Consider the following 17,234-nt stretch of genomic DNA (forward strand, 5'->3'; position numbering starts at 1 on the left):
CTGGCGGGCAAGGTCCGGGAGCGGCTGACCAAGGGGAAGCTGCCGCTGACCGTGGTGCCGACGGACTATCAGAAGGCGGCCGTCTCGCCGTACCGCAAGGCCCTCACCGCGGCGCTGCCCGCGGACGTCCGGGTGGCCTGGAGCGGCGGTGCGGTGATCCCGGCGAAGATCTCGGCGGCGGCCACCGCGGAAGCGGCGAAGGCGTCCGGGCGGCCGCTGGTCACCCTGGACGGCTACCCGGCCAACGACTCGGCGCCGGAGCGGCTCTACCTGGGCGCGTACCAGGGCCGGGAGGCCGGGGTGGCGACCGGTTCGGCCGCGCTGCTGACCGCCGCGATGGAGCAGCCGGTGGCCTCGCAGGTGCCGCTGGCCACCGCCGGCGACTTCAGCTGGAACCCGGAGGGCTACCGGCCCGCCGAGTCCTGGCGGGCCGCGCTGCGCCCGCTGGCCGGTTCGGCGGAGGGCCTGGCGGCGCTCACCGCGCTGGCCGGGCACAGCTCCTCGTCGGTGCTCGCCAAGGGCGAGTCGGGCTACCTGACCCCGCTGGCCGAGCGGTTCTGGGCGGCCCTGGAGCCGACCGGCGGGGCCGCGCCGGACCGGGCGAAGCTGGCCGAGGCGGCCGGGCCGCTGCGGGACGCCTTCGCCACCATGGCCGGGGCCCGGCAGGCGCTGGCCACCGAGCAGGTCGGGGTGGAGGCGGACCAGTGGCTGGCCGAGCTGGCCGGGTACGGCCGGGCCGGGCTGGCCGCGGTGGACATGCTGCTGGCCCAGCGCGGCGGGGACGGTTCGGCGGCCTGGCAGCAGCGGGTCGCGCTGCGCGGCGAGCGGGAGCGGCTCGGCCAGGGCGGCGCCACCGTCGGCGCCGGGGTGCTGGACCCGTTCCTGGACCGGGCGGTGCGGGCCGCCGACAGCTGGTCGGGGGTGAGCGCCGGGCCGGTCTCGGCGACCACCACCCTGGGCACCGCGCACGACCACCGGCCCGGGCTGATGACCGACGACTCGGCCGACACCTTCTACTGGACCGCCGCCCCGCCGCAGACCGGTGACACCATCGGCCTGGACCTCGGCCCCGGCCGCCCGGTGGGCAGCGTCACGGTGCTGATGGGCAGTTGGGGCCAGGGGGCGGACGCCCGCAGCGCGGCCGGCGACTTCCTGCGCGAGGGCGTGCTGGAGTACTCCACCGGCGAGGGCGGCTGGCGGCCGCTGGCCGATCTGAGCGGCCGTCAGGACCTCACCGTCACCGTGCCGCCCGGGGTGGTGGCCAAGGCCGTACGGCTGCGGGCCACCGCCGGGCAGAAGACCGCGGTGGCGGTGCGCGAGTTCAGCGTGGCGGCGCCGGGCGAGACCCCGGCCACGGTGAGCGGCGGCCCGGTGGCCGAGCCCGGCTCCTCGGCCGCGGCGGTACTGGACGGGAACCCGGACACCGCCTACCGGGCGGCCAGCGCCCCGGCCGCCGGGGACGTCCCGCTCACCGTGCAGCTCGGCGCGGCCCGCCCGCTGGACCGGGTCACCGTGCTGACCGACCCGACCGTGAAGGCCTCGGGCACCGTCGAGCTGGAGCAGCCGGACGGCAGCTGGGTGGCGGTCGGCACCGTCCGCCCCGGCTGGAACGAACTGCCCGCCGGGGGGCGGCAGGTGACCTCCATCCGGCTGACCTGGGCGGCGGGCGGCGAGCCGCCGGTGGTCAACCAGATCGTGCCCTGGTACCAGGACACCCCGGCCGCCCGGCTCTCGCTCTCCGCCCAGGTGCTGGACGTGGTGGCCGGCGCCGCCACCCCGGCGCAGACCGGGGCGGTGGTCGAGTCCGGCCGCCCGGACGTGGTGACCGGACGGCTCACCGCCGAGGTGCCGGGCGTGGCCCAGGGCCTGACGGTGGCTCCGGTGCCCGAGCTCGCGGTGCCGCGCGGGGGCAGGATCGCCGCCCCGCTCCAGGTGACGGCGGCGGCCGCCACCCCGACCGGGACGTACGAGGTGCCGGTGGTCTTCACCGCCCAGGGCCTGACGGTGCGCCAGACCCTGCGGGTGCGGGTGGTGCCGCCGACCGGCGGCCCCGACCTGGCGCCGGGCGCGGTGGCCTCCTCCTCCGGCGACGACTCCGCGAAGACGCCCGCCGCCGCGGTCAACGACGGGGACCCGAAGACCCGGTGGTCCTCCCCCGCGAAGGACGACGCCTGGGTGCGGCTGGAGCTCCCGGAGCCGGGCCGGCTGGGCTCGGCGGTGCTGGGCTGGGAGGCCGCGTACGCCTCCGCGTACCGACTGGAGGCCTCGGCGGACGGGGTCGCGTGGACCACGGTGGCCACCGTGGCGGACGGCCGGGGCGGCACCGAGACGGTGCGCTTCGACGCGCCGGGCACCAGGTACCTGCGGGTGCAGGGCGTCACCCGGGCCACCAAGTACGGCTACGCGCTCAACTCGGTGCAGCTGTACGGGGTCACCACGAGCTGACGGCGCCCTGACGGAAAACGGAGCCGCGCCGCCCCCGGGTGCTCCCAGGGGGTCGGCGCGGCTCCGTGGTGGTGCGCGGCGGGGCTCAGTTGGCCACCGCCAGGTCGGCCAGCAGGTGCTCCTCGTGGCCCAGGGTCTGCAGGGTGCGCAGCTCGGCGCGGCGGATCTTGCCGGAGATGGTGGTCGGCATCCCGGTGACGAACTCCAGGACCTTGACCCACTTCTCGGCCGGCAGCTCGGCCCGGACCCGCTGGAAGAGCAGCTCGGCGGCGTCCTCCCGCCCGGCCCACTCGGGGGCGAGCAGCACGAAGGCCTTGGGGATCCACATGCCGACCGGGTCCGGCACCGGCACCACGGCGGCCTGCTCGACGGCCGGGTGGCCCAGCAGCACCCGCTCCAGCTCCAGCGGGGAGATCCGGTAGTCGAAGGACTTGAACATGTCGTCGTCGCGGCCGACGTAGCTCAGCTCGCCGTCCTCGCCGAGCCGGACCAGGTCGCCGGTGTGGTAGTAGCCGCCGGCGAAGGCCGCCTCGGTCTTCTTCTGGTCGGCGGCGTAGCCGACCATGATGCCGGTCGGACGGACCGTCAGGTCCAGGCAGAGCTCACCGACGTTGCCGGGGGCGACCGGCAGGCCGGTCTTCGGGTCCACCACGACCGGGCGGTAGCCGGGGAGCGGACGGCCCATCACGCCGGCCTGCGGGCGGCGGCCCGGGGTGTGGCCGATCTGGCCGGTGGTCTCGGTCTGGCCGTAGCCGTCCCGGACGTAGACGCCCCAGGTCTCCTCGACCGTGGAGATCAGGGTGGCCTCCAGCGGCTCCCCGGCGCAGGTCGCCTCCCGGAGGGTGGCGGGGGCCTCGCCCAGGCCCTCGGCCAGCAGGCCGCGCCAGACGGTCGGCGGGGCGCAGAAGGTGGTGATGCCCTGCTCCCGCAGGGTGTTCAGGACCGCGGTCGGGGTGGAGAGGGCGGAGTCCAGGACCACGATGGTGGCCTCGGCGTTGAAGGGGACGAAGAAGGAGCTCCAGGCGTGCTTGGCCCAGCCGGGGGCCGAGATGTTCAGGTGGACGTCGCCGGGGCGGACCCCGTTCCAGTACATCCCGGAGAGGTGGCCGACCGGGTAGCTGGTGTGGGTGTGCAGGACCATCTTGGGGCGGGAGGTGGTGCCGGAGGTGAAGTAGACGAACAGCGGGTCGTCGCCGCGGGTGGAGCCCTTGGGGTCGAAGGCCTCGGGGGCGGTCTCGGAGTCCGCGTAGTTGGCCCAACCCTCCACCCGGGCACCGGTGTTGATCCTGGTCCAGCCGCCCGGCAGGTCGGCGAAGCGCTCGACCAGGGTGTCCTCGGTGAGCACGTGGCGAACCTTGGCCCGGTCCAGCCGGTCCGCCAGGTCGTCGGTGGTGGCGGTGGCGTAGGTGGGGACGACCACCGCGCCCAGCTTGATCGCGGCGAGCATCGTCTCGTAGAGCGGGAGGCGGTTGTGCAGGGCCATCAGGAGCCGGTCGCCGCGCATGACCCCCTGCGAGCGGAGCCAGTTGGCGACCTGGTCGGAGCGGCGGGAGAGCTCGGCGTAGCTGACCTCGCGGGCCGGGCCCTCACCCAGCAGGCGGAGCGCGGTGCGCTCGCCGTTCTCGGCGGCGATCACGTCGAACCAGTCCAGCGCCCAGTTGAACTGCGGCAGTTGGGGCCACTGGAACTGCTCGCGGGCGGTGTCCAGGTCGTGCGCGTTGTCCAGCAGGACGTTGCGGGCGGCGCGGAAGGCGGCGGTGGCGTTGGGGTTGCGGCCGGCGGTGTTCACGCGGCTCCTCCGGCGGTGACGGTGGCGGACTGGGGGGCGGTGGTGGTCAGTGCGAGCTGGATCATGGCGGCGGCGATCGAGTCGGCGTCGCGGCGGAACAGGGTGTTGAGGCCCGGCTTGCCGCTGCCGACCTGGGTGAACCAGCGGGTGTGCTCGGTCGGGATGCCCAGGGCGTAGAGGTCGCAGCGGATCCGGCCGTCGGCGTCGATCACCCGGAACGGGGCCTCGGTGACGTTCAGGCCGCCGGTGGCGTGGCTCGCGCCGGTCGCCGGGTCGGTCATCACGTACTCGCTGACCAGGCCGTCGGCGACGAGCGAGGTGGTGAGCGGGGAGGTGTCCTTGTGCAGGTCCGGGGTGGGGATGCGGGCGTCGACCAGCACCTCGGCGTGGTGCACCGAGCCGGCCACCTGCGGGGAGGAGATCCGGAACTTCCCGGCCGTCTCGTCGGCCTCGAACTCGGTGGCGGGGCCGGCCACCTCGACCACTCCGGCCTCGATCAGCGCCACCAGCTGCTCCACCCGCTCGATCGGAGGTCCGGCGGAGAGCAGGGAGTTGACGGGGAGGAACTTCTTCTGGAACTCCTCCACGTAGGAGTCGGGCTGGAGGCCGCCGTAGTCGACCGCCTCGCGCACCACGTTGCGGATGTCGCGGAGGACGTCGAGGGCCGACTTGAGCGGACCGTCCGCGTTGCCGAGCTGGGCCGCATCGAGGTCCTCCCGCATGACGGTCAGCAGTTCGGCGCGGAACTGCTCCGGGCCGGTGTACTCCTTGCCGCGGAACGGGCGGGCCAGCGCGTCCAGGTCGAGCGGGGCCAGCGGGGCGCCGCCGGTGCGGGCCCGGGAGTCGGCGCGGACCGCCTCCACCTCCTGCAGCAGCAGCGGGAGGACGTCCTCGTCGAAGCGCAGGCGGCCGCTGCCGCCGGCGTCGATCCGGCGCTTGCGGGCGTCGGCCACGGCGGCCGAGGTGAGGAAGCGCGGCTTGTGGCTGTGGTCGGGGTTCTTCTGGTTGCGGCCGCGGGCCGGGATCGGCAGGCCGCTGCGCGAGCCGGTGACGATCTTCGGCTCCAGGCCGCTGGCCAGGTAGCGCAGGGTGCCGTCCGCGTCGGTGGCGAAGGTGCCGCCGCGGCCGATGGTCAGGCTGAGCATCACGTCGTAGAAGGAGAGACCGAGGCCGCGGATCGCGACCGTGGAGCCGGGGCGGACGGTGTCCTGGTCCAGCGCCATGTCGGCGGCGGAGTCGCCGGCCAGGTAGGCCAGGCCCGGGTGGCGGTCGGCGAAGGCGAACATGCCGCGCTCGAAGGCGTCCGCCTTGTTGGTCGGGTGACCGGTGGCGAGCAGGAGCTGGTCGACCTCCAACAGGTAGGGGGCGGCGTCCAGTTCGAGCACGTAGCCGCCCTCGGCGGCCGGCGAGGCCTGGGTGACCCGGGCCTTGACCGGTACTAACTCGACCCGTTCCGGGAGGTTCTCGGCGATCGAGCGGTAGACGGCCTGCTGGTACTGGCCGTAGCGCTGCCGGGAGGCGTAGTCGTCCGGGCCCAGCAGCGGCTCGCCGTGGGTTCTCGCCCGCTCGGCGATCCACTGGCCCAGCGAGGGGCCGGCGCCGGGGCGGGCCGGGCCGCCGTCCGGGTCGCCCGAGTACATCGTCACCTGGCCGACCACCGTGTTCATCGTGAACCAGTCGTCCTGGTCCGTGCGCCACACCCGGCCGGAGCCGATCTCCACCGCGTCGATCAGGTGGATGCGGACCTGACGGCCGCTCAGTTCGCCGTCGTTCAGCCGGACCGCGAGGCGCTCCAGCACGGACAGACCGCGCGGACCGGAGCCGATGATGCCGAGGGAGAGGGGGGCCTGGGGGTTGCGGTCGGTGGTCACTTGGCGTCCTTGGCGGTCGAGGTGGCGGAGGTGAGGGTGGGGCGGCTGTACTCGGTCTCCAGGGCGGCGAGGTCGAAGCCGCGCTGCACGTGGGAGAGCATCCCGAGGAAGTCGTCGGCGCCGAGCCGGGCGGAGCCGGCGGGCCTGGTCGCCTGGATCGGCATCCGGCCGGTGGAGAGCCACTGCAGCCGGCCGTCCCCGTCGATGAAGCTGCGGGACCGCTGGGCGTTGTCGGCGTGCAGGCAGAAGGGGACGTCCAGGTAGCCCTTCTCGAAGGCCTTGCGCAGCGCCTGGCCGATGTCGGGGTCGAGCTCCAGGACCGCCTCGACCAGGGTGCGGGCCTCGGCGTAGACCGGGTTGTCGGTGATCGAGCCGGGCTGCGGGACGACACCCTCGGAGGCCCGGGCCGCCTCGCCCAGGGCGAGGATGTTGTCGGCGACGGTGGGGATGCGGTGGGCCTCGGCCGGGGTCTTGACGATCAGGCGCTCGGCGCCGGTGGTGCGGGCCAGCGTGGCGCTGCCGCGGAGCAGTTCGAGCGCGCCGGCCTCGGTGCGGGGGAAGACCCCCATGTAGGAGTACAGGACCACGTGCCACTGGGTGTCGCCGAGGTACTGGCCGGCCAGGTGGCGCAGCGCCGCGATGGCGTCCACGTCCTGGGCGAAGTTGGTGCCCTGGGCGTAGCTGAGCGAGATGCTGCTCAGGCCGCGCTGGCGGAAGAACATGCCCTCCAGGGCGGAGATCGCCACCAGCAGGCTGGGCGGGCAGAGCTGGCCGAGCATGCAGCCGCCGAAGCTCTCCAGGTGGGCGCCCTGCACCCGCTCGGCGAGCATCTCGCAGCTGGCCGCCCAGGCGTCCACCGCCTGGGCGAGCGGGGTGCGGGAGTAGGGGAGGCAGTAGGAGACCGGGCCGCCCTCGGTGGCGTCCAGGCCGGCGTCCAGCAGGGCCTGCACGATGCCGAGCGGCAGCGGGGAGCCGTGCCGGACCTGGATCGCGAAGTCCGGGGCGCCGATCTGGGCCAGCATCTCGCGGGTGACGTCGGCGCCGTGCGCCACGATCGGGAAGCCGTTGAGGTCCGAGCCCTCGCGGAGGGCCTTGCGGGCCGAGTCGTGGTCGCCGACCCGGGTGTAGCTGTCGAGGGTGATGGTGCCGACCGTGGTGGCGTCGGCGGCGGCGACCGCCTGGAGCCCGCCGAGCATCACCGGGACGCTGGGCATGCCCATCCGGGGCTGGACCACGAGGCGGCCGGCGGCCGCGGCGGCGGCGACGGTGTCGCCGAAGGGGGCGGTGGACAGCAGGCGGCGGACGCCGCCCGCGGGGGTGGCAGTGGCCAGGGTGCTCATGCTGCGCCTCCGACGATCGCTACGGGCTTGGGGGTCTCCAGGTAGCGGCGGAAGTCCGCCACGCCCTCTCCGTCCTCGAACACCGCGGTGAAGCCCGCGGCCATCAACTCGGCGCCGTAGCCGCCGCCTTCACCGCCGCGGATGCCGAGCTTGCCGCCGATCACGACCGGCAGGTCCGCCAGGTCGGCCTGGTCGCGCAGCCGGCCGATCATCCGGCGGCCGTCCAGGAAGCCGTGGCCGTTGACGCTGCTCACCACGACCATGTCGGGGTTGTGGCGGCGGCACTCGGCGATCAGCAGCTCGTCCGGGACGCAGGCGCCGATGTTGACCACCTCGTGGCCCATCTCCTCCAGCAGCAGCTGCAGGAAGACGAGGTTCCAGGTGTGGGAGTCGGAGGAGACGCTGGAGACCAGGACCCGGCGGCCACTGTGCCGGCGCTGGGCCGGCAGGTGCGCCCCGGTCGGGGTAAGCGATGACATGGGCTTCTCTCTGACGATCTGCGGGTGGGTACGAGGGGCCGCTGATGCTCGGTCAGCGGGTTTGTGCAGAGCGGGAGTTGCGGTCCGGCGGCCGGGGTGGCCGGCCCGCGGGGGCTTCCCCGTCGGGCCGGCCGGCCGGGCCGGTCAGGAGATCAGCGCGGCGGCGACCGGCCGGATCGGGTGCTGCGGGGTGCGCGGCGAGGCCGGGCGGGTGCGGATCGCCAGCACGGTGCAGCCGGAGGCGCTGGACATCTGGTGCTGGGTGCCCGGGCCCTCGACGATCAGGTCGCCCTTCACGTACGAGTCGCCGTCGCTGTGGTCCAGCTGGCCGTCCAGAACGAGCATCAGTTCGTAGCCGAGGTGCTCGTGGAAGTCGCCGTGGGCGGTCGGCGGGAAGCGGAGCAGCAGGCCCACCGACTCCTCGCCGGTCTCGGCGTTCGGGGCCCAGAGCACGTGGTGCTCGACGCCCGCCCGGCCCGGCTCGGACCAGGTCGTCCACTCGATGTCGGTGAGGTCGAAACCGCTGCGGAAGACATTCTGGATGAACTCGATCTCGGCCATGGGAATCCCCTTCTAGGATTTATCTGGATTCTGGCCGGGGCTTTTCTTTTTCCGCTCCCTCGGCCTGTAATAAATGTATGGCCCGGGGAGACCCCTGGCCCCCCGGCCTTCCCGATGGGGAGGCACGCGAGAAGCCGATGGCAGGTGACAGAGTCAGCTCAGCTGCCTGTGGAGGGCGTGTGCGCTCGCGCAGGATGATGGGAACTCGATAGCGAGAGGAGGCGCAGTGGACATAGCCATGTACCAGCTGCGGACTTTCTGGGAAGTCTCGCGCCTGCAGAGCATCACCAAGGCGGGCCGCAAGCTCGGCTACTCGCAGTCCACCATCACCGCGCACGTCCGGGTGCTGGAGGCCCAGGTGGGCACCCCGCTGTTCCAGCGGCTGCCGCACGGGGTCAGGCTCACCGAGGCCGGCCAGATCTTCCACGGGTACGCGGCCCGGATGCTCTCCGCGGTGGACGAGCTGTCGGCCGCGCTCGCCGAGAACGGCGAGGTCACCGGTCAGGTGTCGGTGGGCGCGACCGGCTCGCTGGTGGACCGCGAGGTGTCCCGGCTGATCTGGGAGGCCCGCTACCGGTACCCGCGGGTCACCGTCTCCCCGCTCAGCATGCTCTCCACCCGGATCCCGGAGGAGGTCGCGGCCGGCCGGCTGGACCTCGGCCTGATGATGACCAGCACCGCCGAGCCCTCCGAGCCGCCGCCGGCCGGAGTGGTCCGCGAGCGGCTGCACGAGCTGGACCTGGTCTGCGTCGGCTCGCTGGGCCTGCCCGGCGCCGAGGGCGATCCGGTCGGGCGGCTGCGGGAGGCCCGGATCCTCCAGGTCGACCACGGCTGCCCGTCCCAGGAGCAGGTGCAGAACGCCCTGCAGGAGCAGTACGGCTTCACGTTGGAGGTGATGTCGGCCGGCTCGGTGGGCAGCGCCCTCGGGCTGATGCGCAGCGGCCCGTTCATCGCGGTGCTCCCGGAGCAGTCGGTGGCCCGCGAGGTGGAGCTGGGCTCGGTGGTGCTCCAGGAGCAGTTACCGAGGATGCGGCGGGCGGTCTGGATGCTCTGGCGCGACCAGGCCTGGCAGCCCGCCGCGATGGTGGCCCTGTTGGAGCTGGCCCGGCGGGTGGGCCAGCTCACCGGGGAGCCCGTGGGCTCCGCCTGACGGCCCGTCAGGGCCGCGCCGCCTCCCCCGTGCGGCGGGAACGCCCGGAGGCCCTCGTAGCGTCGCTACGAGGGCCTCCGGGCGTTCCGGGCGGGACCGTCAGGCGGTGCCCAGCAACTGGGCCTTGAGCCGGGCGTTCTCCTTCTCCAGCTCCTGGAGCCGGGTGGTCAGCGGCTCCACGGCCGTCTCGATCTCCTCCTTGGTGAACCGGGGCGTGATGTGCTGGCTGCAGTTCCAGTCGAAGGCCTCGACCTCGATCACCAGGGCCCGCTCGGGCACGCCCGGGTAGTCCTTGTCCCGGACCGCCTCCATCAGCGCGCCGTCCGCGTCCTTGTCCACCGCCCGGGCCCGGCCGAAGACCTTCAGGCGGGCCCGGTGCGGGTAGTCGACCAGGAAGAGCGAGACCCGGCTGTCGTGGTCCAGGTTCCCGGTGGTGATGTACTGCTTGTTGCCCCGGTAGTCCGCGAAGGCGATGTGGTGCTCGTCCAGCACCTTGACGAAGCCCTTGGGCCCGCCCCGGTGCTGCACGTACGGCCAGCCGGTCGCGCTGGCGCTGGCCAGGTAGAAGCTGTCGCGCTCCTGGATGAACCAGGCTTCGTCCGGACCCAGCCGGTCCGCACCCTCCGCCCCGGCTGCCATCCGCTCGTAGCTGCGCGCGCTCCCGTGCGCCTGCTGATGGCGCTTGGTCTCCGTGGTGAAGGCGATCTGTGCGTACCGGCTGGTCACGGCTTACTCCTCGTCAAGTGACTTACAGGACGTTCTTGTTGACCTCGGCCGCCACCTTGTAGCCCATCTCCAGGGCGGCGTCGTTGTCCCAGCGGAAGTGGACACCCGCGTAGAGGCGGCTGTTGGCCTTCTCCTGCGCGGCCTGGGTGAAGCTGGTGAAGTGGCGGACCACGCCGACCGCGTTCGGGTCGTCGGTGCCGCTGCTGAACGGGATGTTGTCGCAGCCGAAGAAGTTCTTCATCGCGCCGGCCCAGGCCGCCACGATGCCGGAGTGGCCCGAGACGTAGGTCGGGAACGGCGGGGAGAAGTGCACGCCCTGCGGGGTCATCGAGAGCGGACGCCAGGCCGGGTCGGCCGTGGTCAGCGCGTTGTTGTCGGTGTCCGCGAAGTTGATCGCGGACTCCGGGCGCCACAGGTCGTTGTCGGTGTCGAACTTGGAGTCCCAGATCGCGATCGCGGCGTCGGCCATCGCTACGGAGATCATCGCGAACAGGCGGGCGCTCTGGGCCGAGTCGACCCAGGGGTGCTGCTGCTCGTAGACCGCGATCGACTGGATGTACTGGTGGCCGATCGGCTTGTAGGTGCCGTTGACGTCGTTGGCCCAGTAGCGGGCCTGCTCGGTCTGGTCGGCCGTGCGCTGGGTCGAGGTGGCACCACCGAGGCGGCGGACCTCGTCCACGCCGGCCGCGTACTGCGGGCTGGCGATGAAGTCGGTGATGTTGGTGAAGCCGAAGGGCAGGCTGGTCGGGCGGAACTGGCTGCCGGAGAGCAGACCGAAGGGCTTGACCTTGCCCCAGTTCGGCGAGTGCGGGACCGGGGCGCTGCCCGGGGTCGGCCGCCAGTAGCCGGGCTGGTTGGTGACCACGTAGGGGGTGTTGTCGTCCGCGCCGTCGCCGACCCGGTCGGTGATGATGCCGTTGGCGGCGGCGTTGCCGATCGCGATGCCGCGGTTGATGTTGATCGCGTTGGTCGGGCGGCGCAGCGAGACGGCGGTGTTCAGCTCGTCGTCGAAGTTGATCGCCGGGAAGGCAGCCTTCAGCGAGCTGTACGCGGCCTGGTCGATGGCCGCCTCCATCGAGCCGTTGTAGCCGCGGCTGTGCGGGACCAGGGTGCGGTACGGACGGCCGATCTGCTGGATCGAGTTGACGGCGTCGTAGATGGCGAGGTTCATCATGGCGCCGCCGCGGCCCAGCGGGCCGGGGGTGCCACCGGTGGTCCGGAAGGCGTCCATCAGGACGTTGTTCCAGTAGATGACGTGGTCGGTGCGGTGGACAGCCGACGTCTCGGCGTCCTCGACCGCGTTGGCGCTCTGCGGGACGAGTGAGACCAGGCCGCCTATCGCCAGGACCGAACAGGCGGCCTTGAGCACGGAGCGGCGAGTCCTCGTGGTGCGGTTCATCTGGGCGGATCCTTTTCGCTAGGAGGCTTGCGAGAAGGAATCTAGAGCCTGCCCGCAGGTTTAGACAGACGTTTCCAGTAAATCGGCCATCGGCATTCCCGATACCGGGACAGATCACCGGAGGAGTGAATTCCGGGCGACCTGACATATGCGTCCGATAAGCCTTGATGTGTCTTCGGCGAGACCCTTAGCGTCCCTGGCGTCGGAATTTCCTCCGATCGACTCCCCCGCACGTTTTACCCCCTGGAGTAATGAACGTGAACATCACGCGTACCAGCCGTGGCCGTCGCGCTGTGGTCTCCGTCGCTCTGGTCGCCGGTCTGCTCGGCGCCGGTGGCGTCGCCTCCGCCAGCCCTGGCAGCGGGATGACTGCGACCACCACCGCCTCGGGTCACTTCGTGAAGCCCCAGAACGTCAAGGTCAAGAACGTCACCCGGGTCATCGAGCAGACCCTGGTCATCCAGCCCGGCGGCCACACCGGCTGGCACGTCCACCCGGGCATCGTCTTCCTGACCGTCGCCAAGGGCACCATCACCCGCCGCAGCGCGGACTGCAAGGTCGAGACCTTCCCGGCCGGCAGCTCCTTCATCAAGCAGGGCGACATCCCGCTGGACGGCGTCAACCTCGGCACCGAGCCGATCGAGCTCCACCTGACCTACGTCCTCCCCGAGGGCACCCCGCTCCGTTACGAGCGCGAGGCGCCGAAGAACTGCAAGTTCTGACGGTCGCTCAGCGAGCCGCTGCTCGGTGCGGTCACCGCACCGCACCGAGCAGCACCTCCTGGAGCTCCCGCCGGTAGCCGGCCAGCCGGCCGACCCGGTTGACGGCCAGCGCGCCGACCAGCCCGCCCGCCCGGTGGTACGAGACCTCCAACCTCCGCCCCGGCAGGTCGAGTTCGACCACCCGGGCCTCGTCGGCGAAGGCCGGCAGGCCGACCGACCGGACCTTCACCCCGTGCAGGTCCGACCAGAACGACGGCACCCCGGTGAAGGGCTCCGGCGCTCCGGGACGCAGCAGGGTGTGCGCGGCCGCCACCGCCTGCTCCACCGCGTTGGTCCAGTGCCCGAGCGCCACCCGCGCTCCGCCGGCCAAGGGGTGCGGCCACCGCACCACGTCGCCCGCCGCCACCACGCCGTGCAGCACCGAACCGTCCGCGCGCAGCGCCCGCAGCGCCGCGTCGCAGCCGACCCCGCCGTCCAGCGCCAGGCCCGCGCCCTCCAGCCATCCGGTGTTCGGCACCGCGCCCAGCGCCAACACCGCCGCGTCGGCCGCGAGTTCGCTCCCGTCGGAGAGCGTCGCCCCGGTCAGCCCGGGGGCGCCGTGGAAGGCCGCGACGGTGACGCCGGTGCGCAGCTCGATCCCCGCCTCCCGGTGCAGCTCGGCCAGGTATCCGCCCGCCTCGGCGCCGACCGCCCGGGCCAGCGGCTGCTCGGCGGCCTCCACCAGGGTGACCTCCAGCCCGCGGGACCGGGCGGTGGCCGCGATCTCACCGCCGAGGAACCCGGCCCCGACCACCAACAGCCTTCGCCCCGGCCCGAGTTCGGCCCGCAGCGCGAGTGCGTCGTCCCGGCCGCGCAGGGTGTGCACGCCGGCCGGCACCGGGCCGTGCCAGCCCCGGGCCGCCGAGCCGGTGGCGATCACCAGGCCGTCCCAGCCCAGCTCCTGACCGTCCGCCAGCTTCACGGTGCGGCCGTCCGGGTCGAGCGCCACCGCCGGGGTGCCGAGCAGCCACTCGGCGCCGAGCCCCGCCGGGACGGGCAGGGCGGTGGAGTCCGCCGGGCCGTCCGTGGCCAACTGCTGCTTGGAGAGCGGCGGCCGGTCGTACGGCGGGTGCGGCTCGGCGCCGACCAGGGCCAGCGGGCCGTCGAAGCCGCCGGCCCGCAGCGCCTCGGCGGCCCGCAGCCCGGCCAGTGAGGCGCCGACCACGACCACCCGGCGCGGGCCGCCGCTCATCGGGGCTCGACGGTGATGGCACGGACCGGGCAGACGGCGGCGGCCTTCTCCACCGTGTCGCGCAGTTCCTCCGAGGGCCCGGCCTCGAAGACCAGGTAGTCGTCCTCGTCGAAGGAGAACACCTCGGGCGCGGCGTAGACGCACTGCCCGTGGCTCTCGCAGAGGTTCAGGTCGACGGTGATCCTCATGTCCGTACTCCTCGGGCAGTCAACTGGCTGGGGTGACAGGGGGGTTGAAGCGGGAGGCCTCCGGGGCGCTCCAGCGCAGCGGAGCCGCGTCGGAGACCTCCCGGACGGCGGTGACGTCGAAGTCCACCAGCCGCTGCGCGCCGGGGACTTCGGCGACCAGCTGCTGGTCCCAGACGGTGCGGGCGGTGCCGGTGAGGTGGAGCGAGGAGCCGGACTCCCAGCCGGGGACGACGATCCCGGCGGCCGGGTTGAGTTCGAGGTTGCCCAGGGTCAGGAACATCGCGTTCCCCACGTAGTCCGGCCAGCGCAGCCGGGTGGGCGAGAGCACCCGGAGGAAGCCCGGGTTGCCGCCCCGGTGGGAGGCGTCGGCGTCGCCGCGGTTCGAGGCGGTGGCCACGAAGAAGGTGTCCGCCTCGCGGATCCAGCGCTGCTGAGCCTCGCTCAGCTCCGCCGAGTCGACCGCGGCGGGCGTCCGGCCGCCGCCCGCCTCACCCGGGAGCAGCAGGCGGTGGTCGCGCTTCTGGATGTACTTGGGGCAGTTGGCGATGACCTGGTCGAGCTCGACCCGCAGGCCGTCGCCGTCCGGGACGGAGCGGCCGTTGATCCGCATCCGGCGCCGGGTGGCGGGCTCGATGGCGATCATGCCGACCCGGGCCGGGCCGGCCAGCGCGGCGGCCAGCGGGTCCTGCGGCCCCGGACGGGCGGCGACGGTCAGCGTCCGCTCGTCCGGGGCCCGGAGGAACCCGGGGGCACCACTCAGCTGGGTGGCCCAGATCCGGCCGTCCCGGTCGGCGCCGCCGATGACCACCATCGGCCGGCCGGCCAGGAACTCCGCGGCCACGGGCGGGATGACGGTGCCGATCCCGCCGAGCGAGAACCCGGCCTGCCGGCCGAGCTCGGCGCGGTCCTGAACGGCGAGCTCCCCACGGTGGTAGGCGGTCGTCACGGTCTCTGTCCTTCCGGTCGGCTCGGCGGGCGGTCTTAGAAGAAGCCGCAGGTCGGGGCACCGGCGGTGGGGGCCTCGTGGGCCTCGGCGCCGGACGGGCTGTAGATCTCCAGGCGGATGCCGTCGGGGTCGGTGAAGAAGATGCCGCCGGAGGAGGCGCCCTCGCCGTGCGGGACCACGCCGTCGTAGGCGAACTCCGCGCCCAGGTCGCGCAGCACGGCCTCGGCGTCCTTGACCTCGTCGACCGTCTCCACCTGGAAGGACAGGTGGTGCAGGCCGGCCGAAGCGGTCGGGAAGGCGGCGGCGCTCTGCTGCCAGAGGGTGACCTGCAGCTTGCCGTCGCGGCCCAGGAAGGCGAACCGGCGGTCCGTCTCCTTGCCCTCGCCGAGCACCTCGAAGTCGAAGACCTTCCCGTAGAAGTTCATCGAGCGGTCCAGGTCGGTGACGTTCAGGCCGACGTGGCCGGTCTGCAGCGACTTGAAGTTACTCATCGTCATCACGTGCCTTCACAGAGGTGGTCCGGACATGTTCCCGAACCGCTGAAAGCGACATTAATGGTTAGGTCAGAGGCGGGCAAACCGACTAACGTCCGTTAACCGGTTAGTATTGCCGGCAGACGCCCGTCGTCACCGAACGTGAGGAGGAGCCCGATGTCCCTGCCGACCGCGGCCGACCCGCGCCCCCTGGCCGGCGAACCGCTCTCGATCGACCTGCTGAACACCCGCTGGACTCCGCAGGCCGGACCGCGGGACCTGCTCGACGGCACCGAGGGCCTGGCCCTCTGGCTCGGCTTCCCGACGGTCCGTCAGGCCTTCGCCGGCGCCGTGCCCGAGCCCTCTCCGGAGACCCTGGCGTGCCTGCTGGAGGCCCGGAAGGCAATCTCGGCGGTCGTGCGCGCACCGGACGACCCGGCGGCCCGCGCCGCGCTGAACGGCGTCCTGGCCCACGGCCGGACCCGCCACCTGCTCGGCGCCGACGGCCCCGCCACCGCCGTGGAGACCGACGCGCCCGAGTGGCTGCCCGCCTGGGCGGCCGCACAGGACTACCTGCGCCTGCTCGGCGACCGCCCGGAGCGCATCCGCTCCTGCGCGAACCACGGTTGCGTGCTGCACTTCTACGACGTCTCGAAGAACGGCACCCGCCGCTGGTGCTCGATGTCCGGCTGCGGGAACCGCGCCAAGGCCTCCCGGCACTACGCCCGGCACGGCAGCGGTTCCTGAGCGTCCCGGTGGGTCGGGGGTCATGGCGAAGACGCTAGGGAGGCCCGCTCCGAGCCTGCCAATCTCACCCTGATACTCCGTCAGGTTGCCTCACCCGCACGGGTGGTGACCCCCTCCGGACACACGGCGGGCCGCCGCACCGCCCGCGCTGGGGGTGGTACGGCGGCCCATGAGGCGTACCGAGGGGTGGCCCTGTCGGTCTCCTGGTCTCCGGTGGTGGACGGTGCGGTGGTCGGCGGTGCGGTGGTGGCTCAGGCCGAGAGCGGCTCGGGTTCGCCGCGCGGGCGGATATGGTCGTGGTGCTCGTACTCGCGGAACTGCTCGGTGGCCCCGTACGGCTCCAGGTAGGGCCGCCACCGCGGGTCCTTGATGCCGGTGCCGATGATCCGCCAGGCCAGGCCGGTGGGCGGGGCGGGCGGACGCTTCATCCGCCAGCCGAGCTCGGTCAGGTGACGGTCGGCCTTGGTGTGGTTGCAGCGGCGGCAGGCCGCCACCACGTTGTCCCACCGGTGCTGGCCGCCCCGGCTGCGCGGGATGACGTGGTCGACGCTGGTGGCGGCGGCCCCGCAGTACACGCAGCGACCGTGGTCGCGGGCGAACAGGGCCCGGCGGGTGAGCGGAACCGGACCGCAGAAGGGGACCCGCACGAAGCGGGTCAGACGGACGACGGACGGCGCCGGAACGGCGCTGGTGGCACTGTGCAGAGTGATCCCGGAATCCTCCAGGCAGACCGCCTTGTGGTTGAGGACCAGGATCAGAGCGCGTCGCATCGAGACCACACCCAGCGGTTCGTACGACGCGTTGAGGACCAGGACATGCGGCACGGAGGCCTCCTTGGACGCCTGCGACGCGTGGCTCGCGCCGGGACGAGCGGTCGACCGCGTGCGGGTGTCCGCCGCGATCTCCACAAGTGTCGCCTCACGCCGTCGTGGGGCGCCACCACTCCTGCGAAACGGATCCGATGTGGATTCCGTCATACCCGGTATGCCCACCCACCTCCCCCATCCCACCCCACCACCAGCCCCTCGGCCTAAGCCCCGACACCCCCGCACCGCCCTGGCACCGCCCTTGTACCGCCCTCGGACCGCCCGGAGGGCGGTCCGAGGGGTGGGGAACTGCGCGCGGCGGAGGAACGAGACCCGTGTGCCGGGTACGGAAACCCACTTG

16 protein-coding genes are annotated in these 17,234 nt (G+C 73.0%); 4 read left to right on the top strand and 12 right to left on the bottom strand.

The features are described from left to right. A partial coding sequence (locus ACZ6ZR_RS06445) for a beta-N-acetylglucosaminidase domain-containing protein (RefSeq protein ID WP_465639947.1) occupies nucleotides 1-2,445 on the top strand: 2,445 nt, incomplete at its 5' end. An 85-nt stretch (nucleotides 2,446-2,530) separates the two neighbouring features. Here ACZ6ZR_RS06445 and ACZ6ZR_RS06450 read toward each other — a convergent pair. The 5 genes from ACZ6ZR_RS06450 to ACZ6ZR_RS06470 form a co-directional block, all read right to left on the bottom strand. Beyond that, nucleotides 2,531-4,234: an AMP-binding protein gene (locus ACZ6ZR_RS06450; protein WP_465639949.1), complete on the bottom strand. Its 1,704-nt coding sequence runs from the start codon at nucleotides 4,232-4,234 to the stop codon at nucleotides 2,531-2,533. Then, entirely contained in the window at nucleotides 4,231-6,105 is a 1,875-nt protein-coding gene (locus ACZ6ZR_RS06455) for an FAD/NAD(P)-binding protein (RefSeq protein WP_465639951.1), read from the bottom strand. The genes ACZ6ZR_RS06450 and ACZ6ZR_RS06455 overlap by 4 nt, the downstream gene beginning before the upstream one ends. After that, complete coding sequence (locus tag ACZ6ZR_RS06460; protein ID WP_465639953.1) at nucleotides 6,102-7,445, bottom strand: methylaspartate mutase; 1,344 nt, start codon at nucleotides 7,443-7,445, stop codon at nucleotides 6,102-6,104. Before ACZ6ZR_RS06460 ends, ACZ6ZR_RS06455 begins: the two co-directional genes overlap by 4 nt. Further along, nucleotides 7,442-7,924, bottom strand: coding sequence for a cobalamin B12-binding domain-containing protein (locus tag ACZ6ZR_RS06465; RefSeq protein WP_465639955.1), 483 nt, complete (start codon nucleotides 7,922-7,924; stop codon nucleotides 7,442-7,444). The genes ACZ6ZR_RS06460 and ACZ6ZR_RS06465 overlap by 4 nt, the downstream gene beginning before the upstream one ends. A gap of 144 nt (nucleotides 7,925-8,068) precedes the next feature. Further along, a complete protein-coding gene (locus ACZ6ZR_RS06470) occupies nucleotides 8,069-8,485 on the bottom strand; it encodes a cupin domain-containing protein (RefSeq protein WP_465639957.1) in 417 nt (138 codons plus the stop codon). 226 nt (nucleotides 8,486-8,711) lie between these two features. Here ACZ6ZR_RS06470 and ACZ6ZR_RS06475 point away from each other — a divergent pair, with 226 nt between their 5' ends. Then, nucleotides 8,712-9,635 (top strand): LysR family transcriptional regulator, encoded by a 924-nt coding sequence (locus ACZ6ZR_RS06475; protein WP_465639959.1) that lies wholly within the window; start codon nucleotides 8,712-8,714, stop codon nucleotides 9,633-9,635. Between the two features lie 99 nt (nucleotides 9,636-9,734). Here ACZ6ZR_RS06475 and ACZ6ZR_RS06480 read toward each other — a convergent pair whose 3' ends face one another. After that, on the bottom strand, nucleotides 9,735-10,361 hold the full coding sequence (locus tag ACZ6ZR_RS06480) for a pyridoxamine 5'-phosphate oxidase family protein (RefSeq protein ID WP_465639961.1): 627 nt from the start codon (nucleotides 10,359-10,361) through the stop codon (nucleotides 9,735-9,737). A gap of 22 nt (nucleotides 10,362-10,383) precedes the next feature. Further along, nucleotides 10,384-11,760: a vanadium-dependent haloperoxidase gene (locus tag ACZ6ZR_RS06485; protein WP_465639963.1), complete on the bottom strand. Its 1,377-nt coding sequence runs from the start codon at nucleotides 11,758-11,760 to the stop codon at nucleotides 10,384-10,386. A gap of 257 nt (nucleotides 11,761-12,017) precedes the next feature. On the opposite strand from ACZ6ZR_RS06485, the gene ACZ6ZR_RS06490 reads away from it, so the two are divergent. Then, entirely contained in the window at nucleotides 12,018-12,482 is a 465-nt protein-coding gene (locus ACZ6ZR_RS06490) for a cupin domain-containing protein (protein ID WP_465639965.1), read from the top strand. A 31-nt stretch (nucleotides 12,483-12,513) separates the two neighbouring features. Here the strand turns inward: ACZ6ZR_RS06490 and ACZ6ZR_RS06495 are convergent, their stop codons facing one another. From ACZ6ZR_RS06495 to ACZ6ZR_RS06510, 4 genes are read right to left on the bottom strand one after another with little or no spacing between them, the layout of a single operon-like run. Continuing rightward, nucleotides 12,514-13,713, bottom strand: coding sequence for an NAD(P)/FAD-dependent oxidoreductase (locus tag ACZ6ZR_RS06495; RefSeq protein ID WP_465639967.1), 1,200 nt, complete (start codon nucleotides 13,711-13,713; stop codon nucleotides 12,514-12,516). Beyond that, nucleotides 13,710-13,901: a ferredoxin gene (locus ACZ6ZR_RS06500; protein ID WP_465639969.1), complete on the bottom strand. Its 192-nt coding sequence runs from the start codon at nucleotides 13,899-13,901 to the stop codon at nucleotides 13,710-13,712. The genes ACZ6ZR_RS06495 and ACZ6ZR_RS06500 overlap by 4 nt, the downstream gene beginning before the upstream one ends. 19 nt (nucleotides 13,902-13,920) lie before the next feature. After that, the gene (locus tag ACZ6ZR_RS06505) at nucleotides 13,921-14,847 is read right to left on the bottom strand and encodes a pyridoxamine 5'-phosphate oxidase family protein (protein WP_465639971.1); all 927 of its coding nucleotides are present in this window, start codon (nucleotides 14,845-14,847) and stop codon (nucleotides 13,921-13,923) included. Between the two features lie 35 nt (nucleotides 14,848-14,882). Further along, a complete protein-coding gene (locus tag ACZ6ZR_RS06510) occupies nucleotides 14,883-15,338 on the bottom strand; it encodes a VOC family protein (RefSeq protein ID WP_465639973.1) in 456 nt (151 codons plus the stop codon). A 159-nt stretch (nucleotides 15,339-15,497) separates the two neighbouring features. On the opposite strand from ACZ6ZR_RS06510, the gene ACZ6ZR_RS06515 reads away from it, so the two are divergent. Then, a complete protein-coding gene (locus ACZ6ZR_RS06515; RefSeq protein ID WP_465639975.1) occupies nucleotides 15,498-16,067 on the top strand; it encodes a CGNR zinc finger domain-containing protein in 570 nt (189 codons plus the stop codon). A 251-nt stretch (nucleotides 16,068-16,318) separates the two neighbouring features. On the opposite strand, the gene ACZ6ZR_RS06520 is transcribed toward ACZ6ZR_RS06515, so the two are convergent. Continuing rightward, a complete protein-coding gene (locus ACZ6ZR_RS06520; RefSeq protein ID WP_465639977.1) occupies nucleotides 16,319-16,891 on the bottom strand; it encodes an HNH endonuclease in 573 nt (190 codons plus the stop codon). Nucleotides 16,892-17,234 lie beyond the last annotated feature (343 nt).

The sequence above is a fragment of the Kitasatospora sp. NPDC088742 genome (assembly GCF_055584905.1).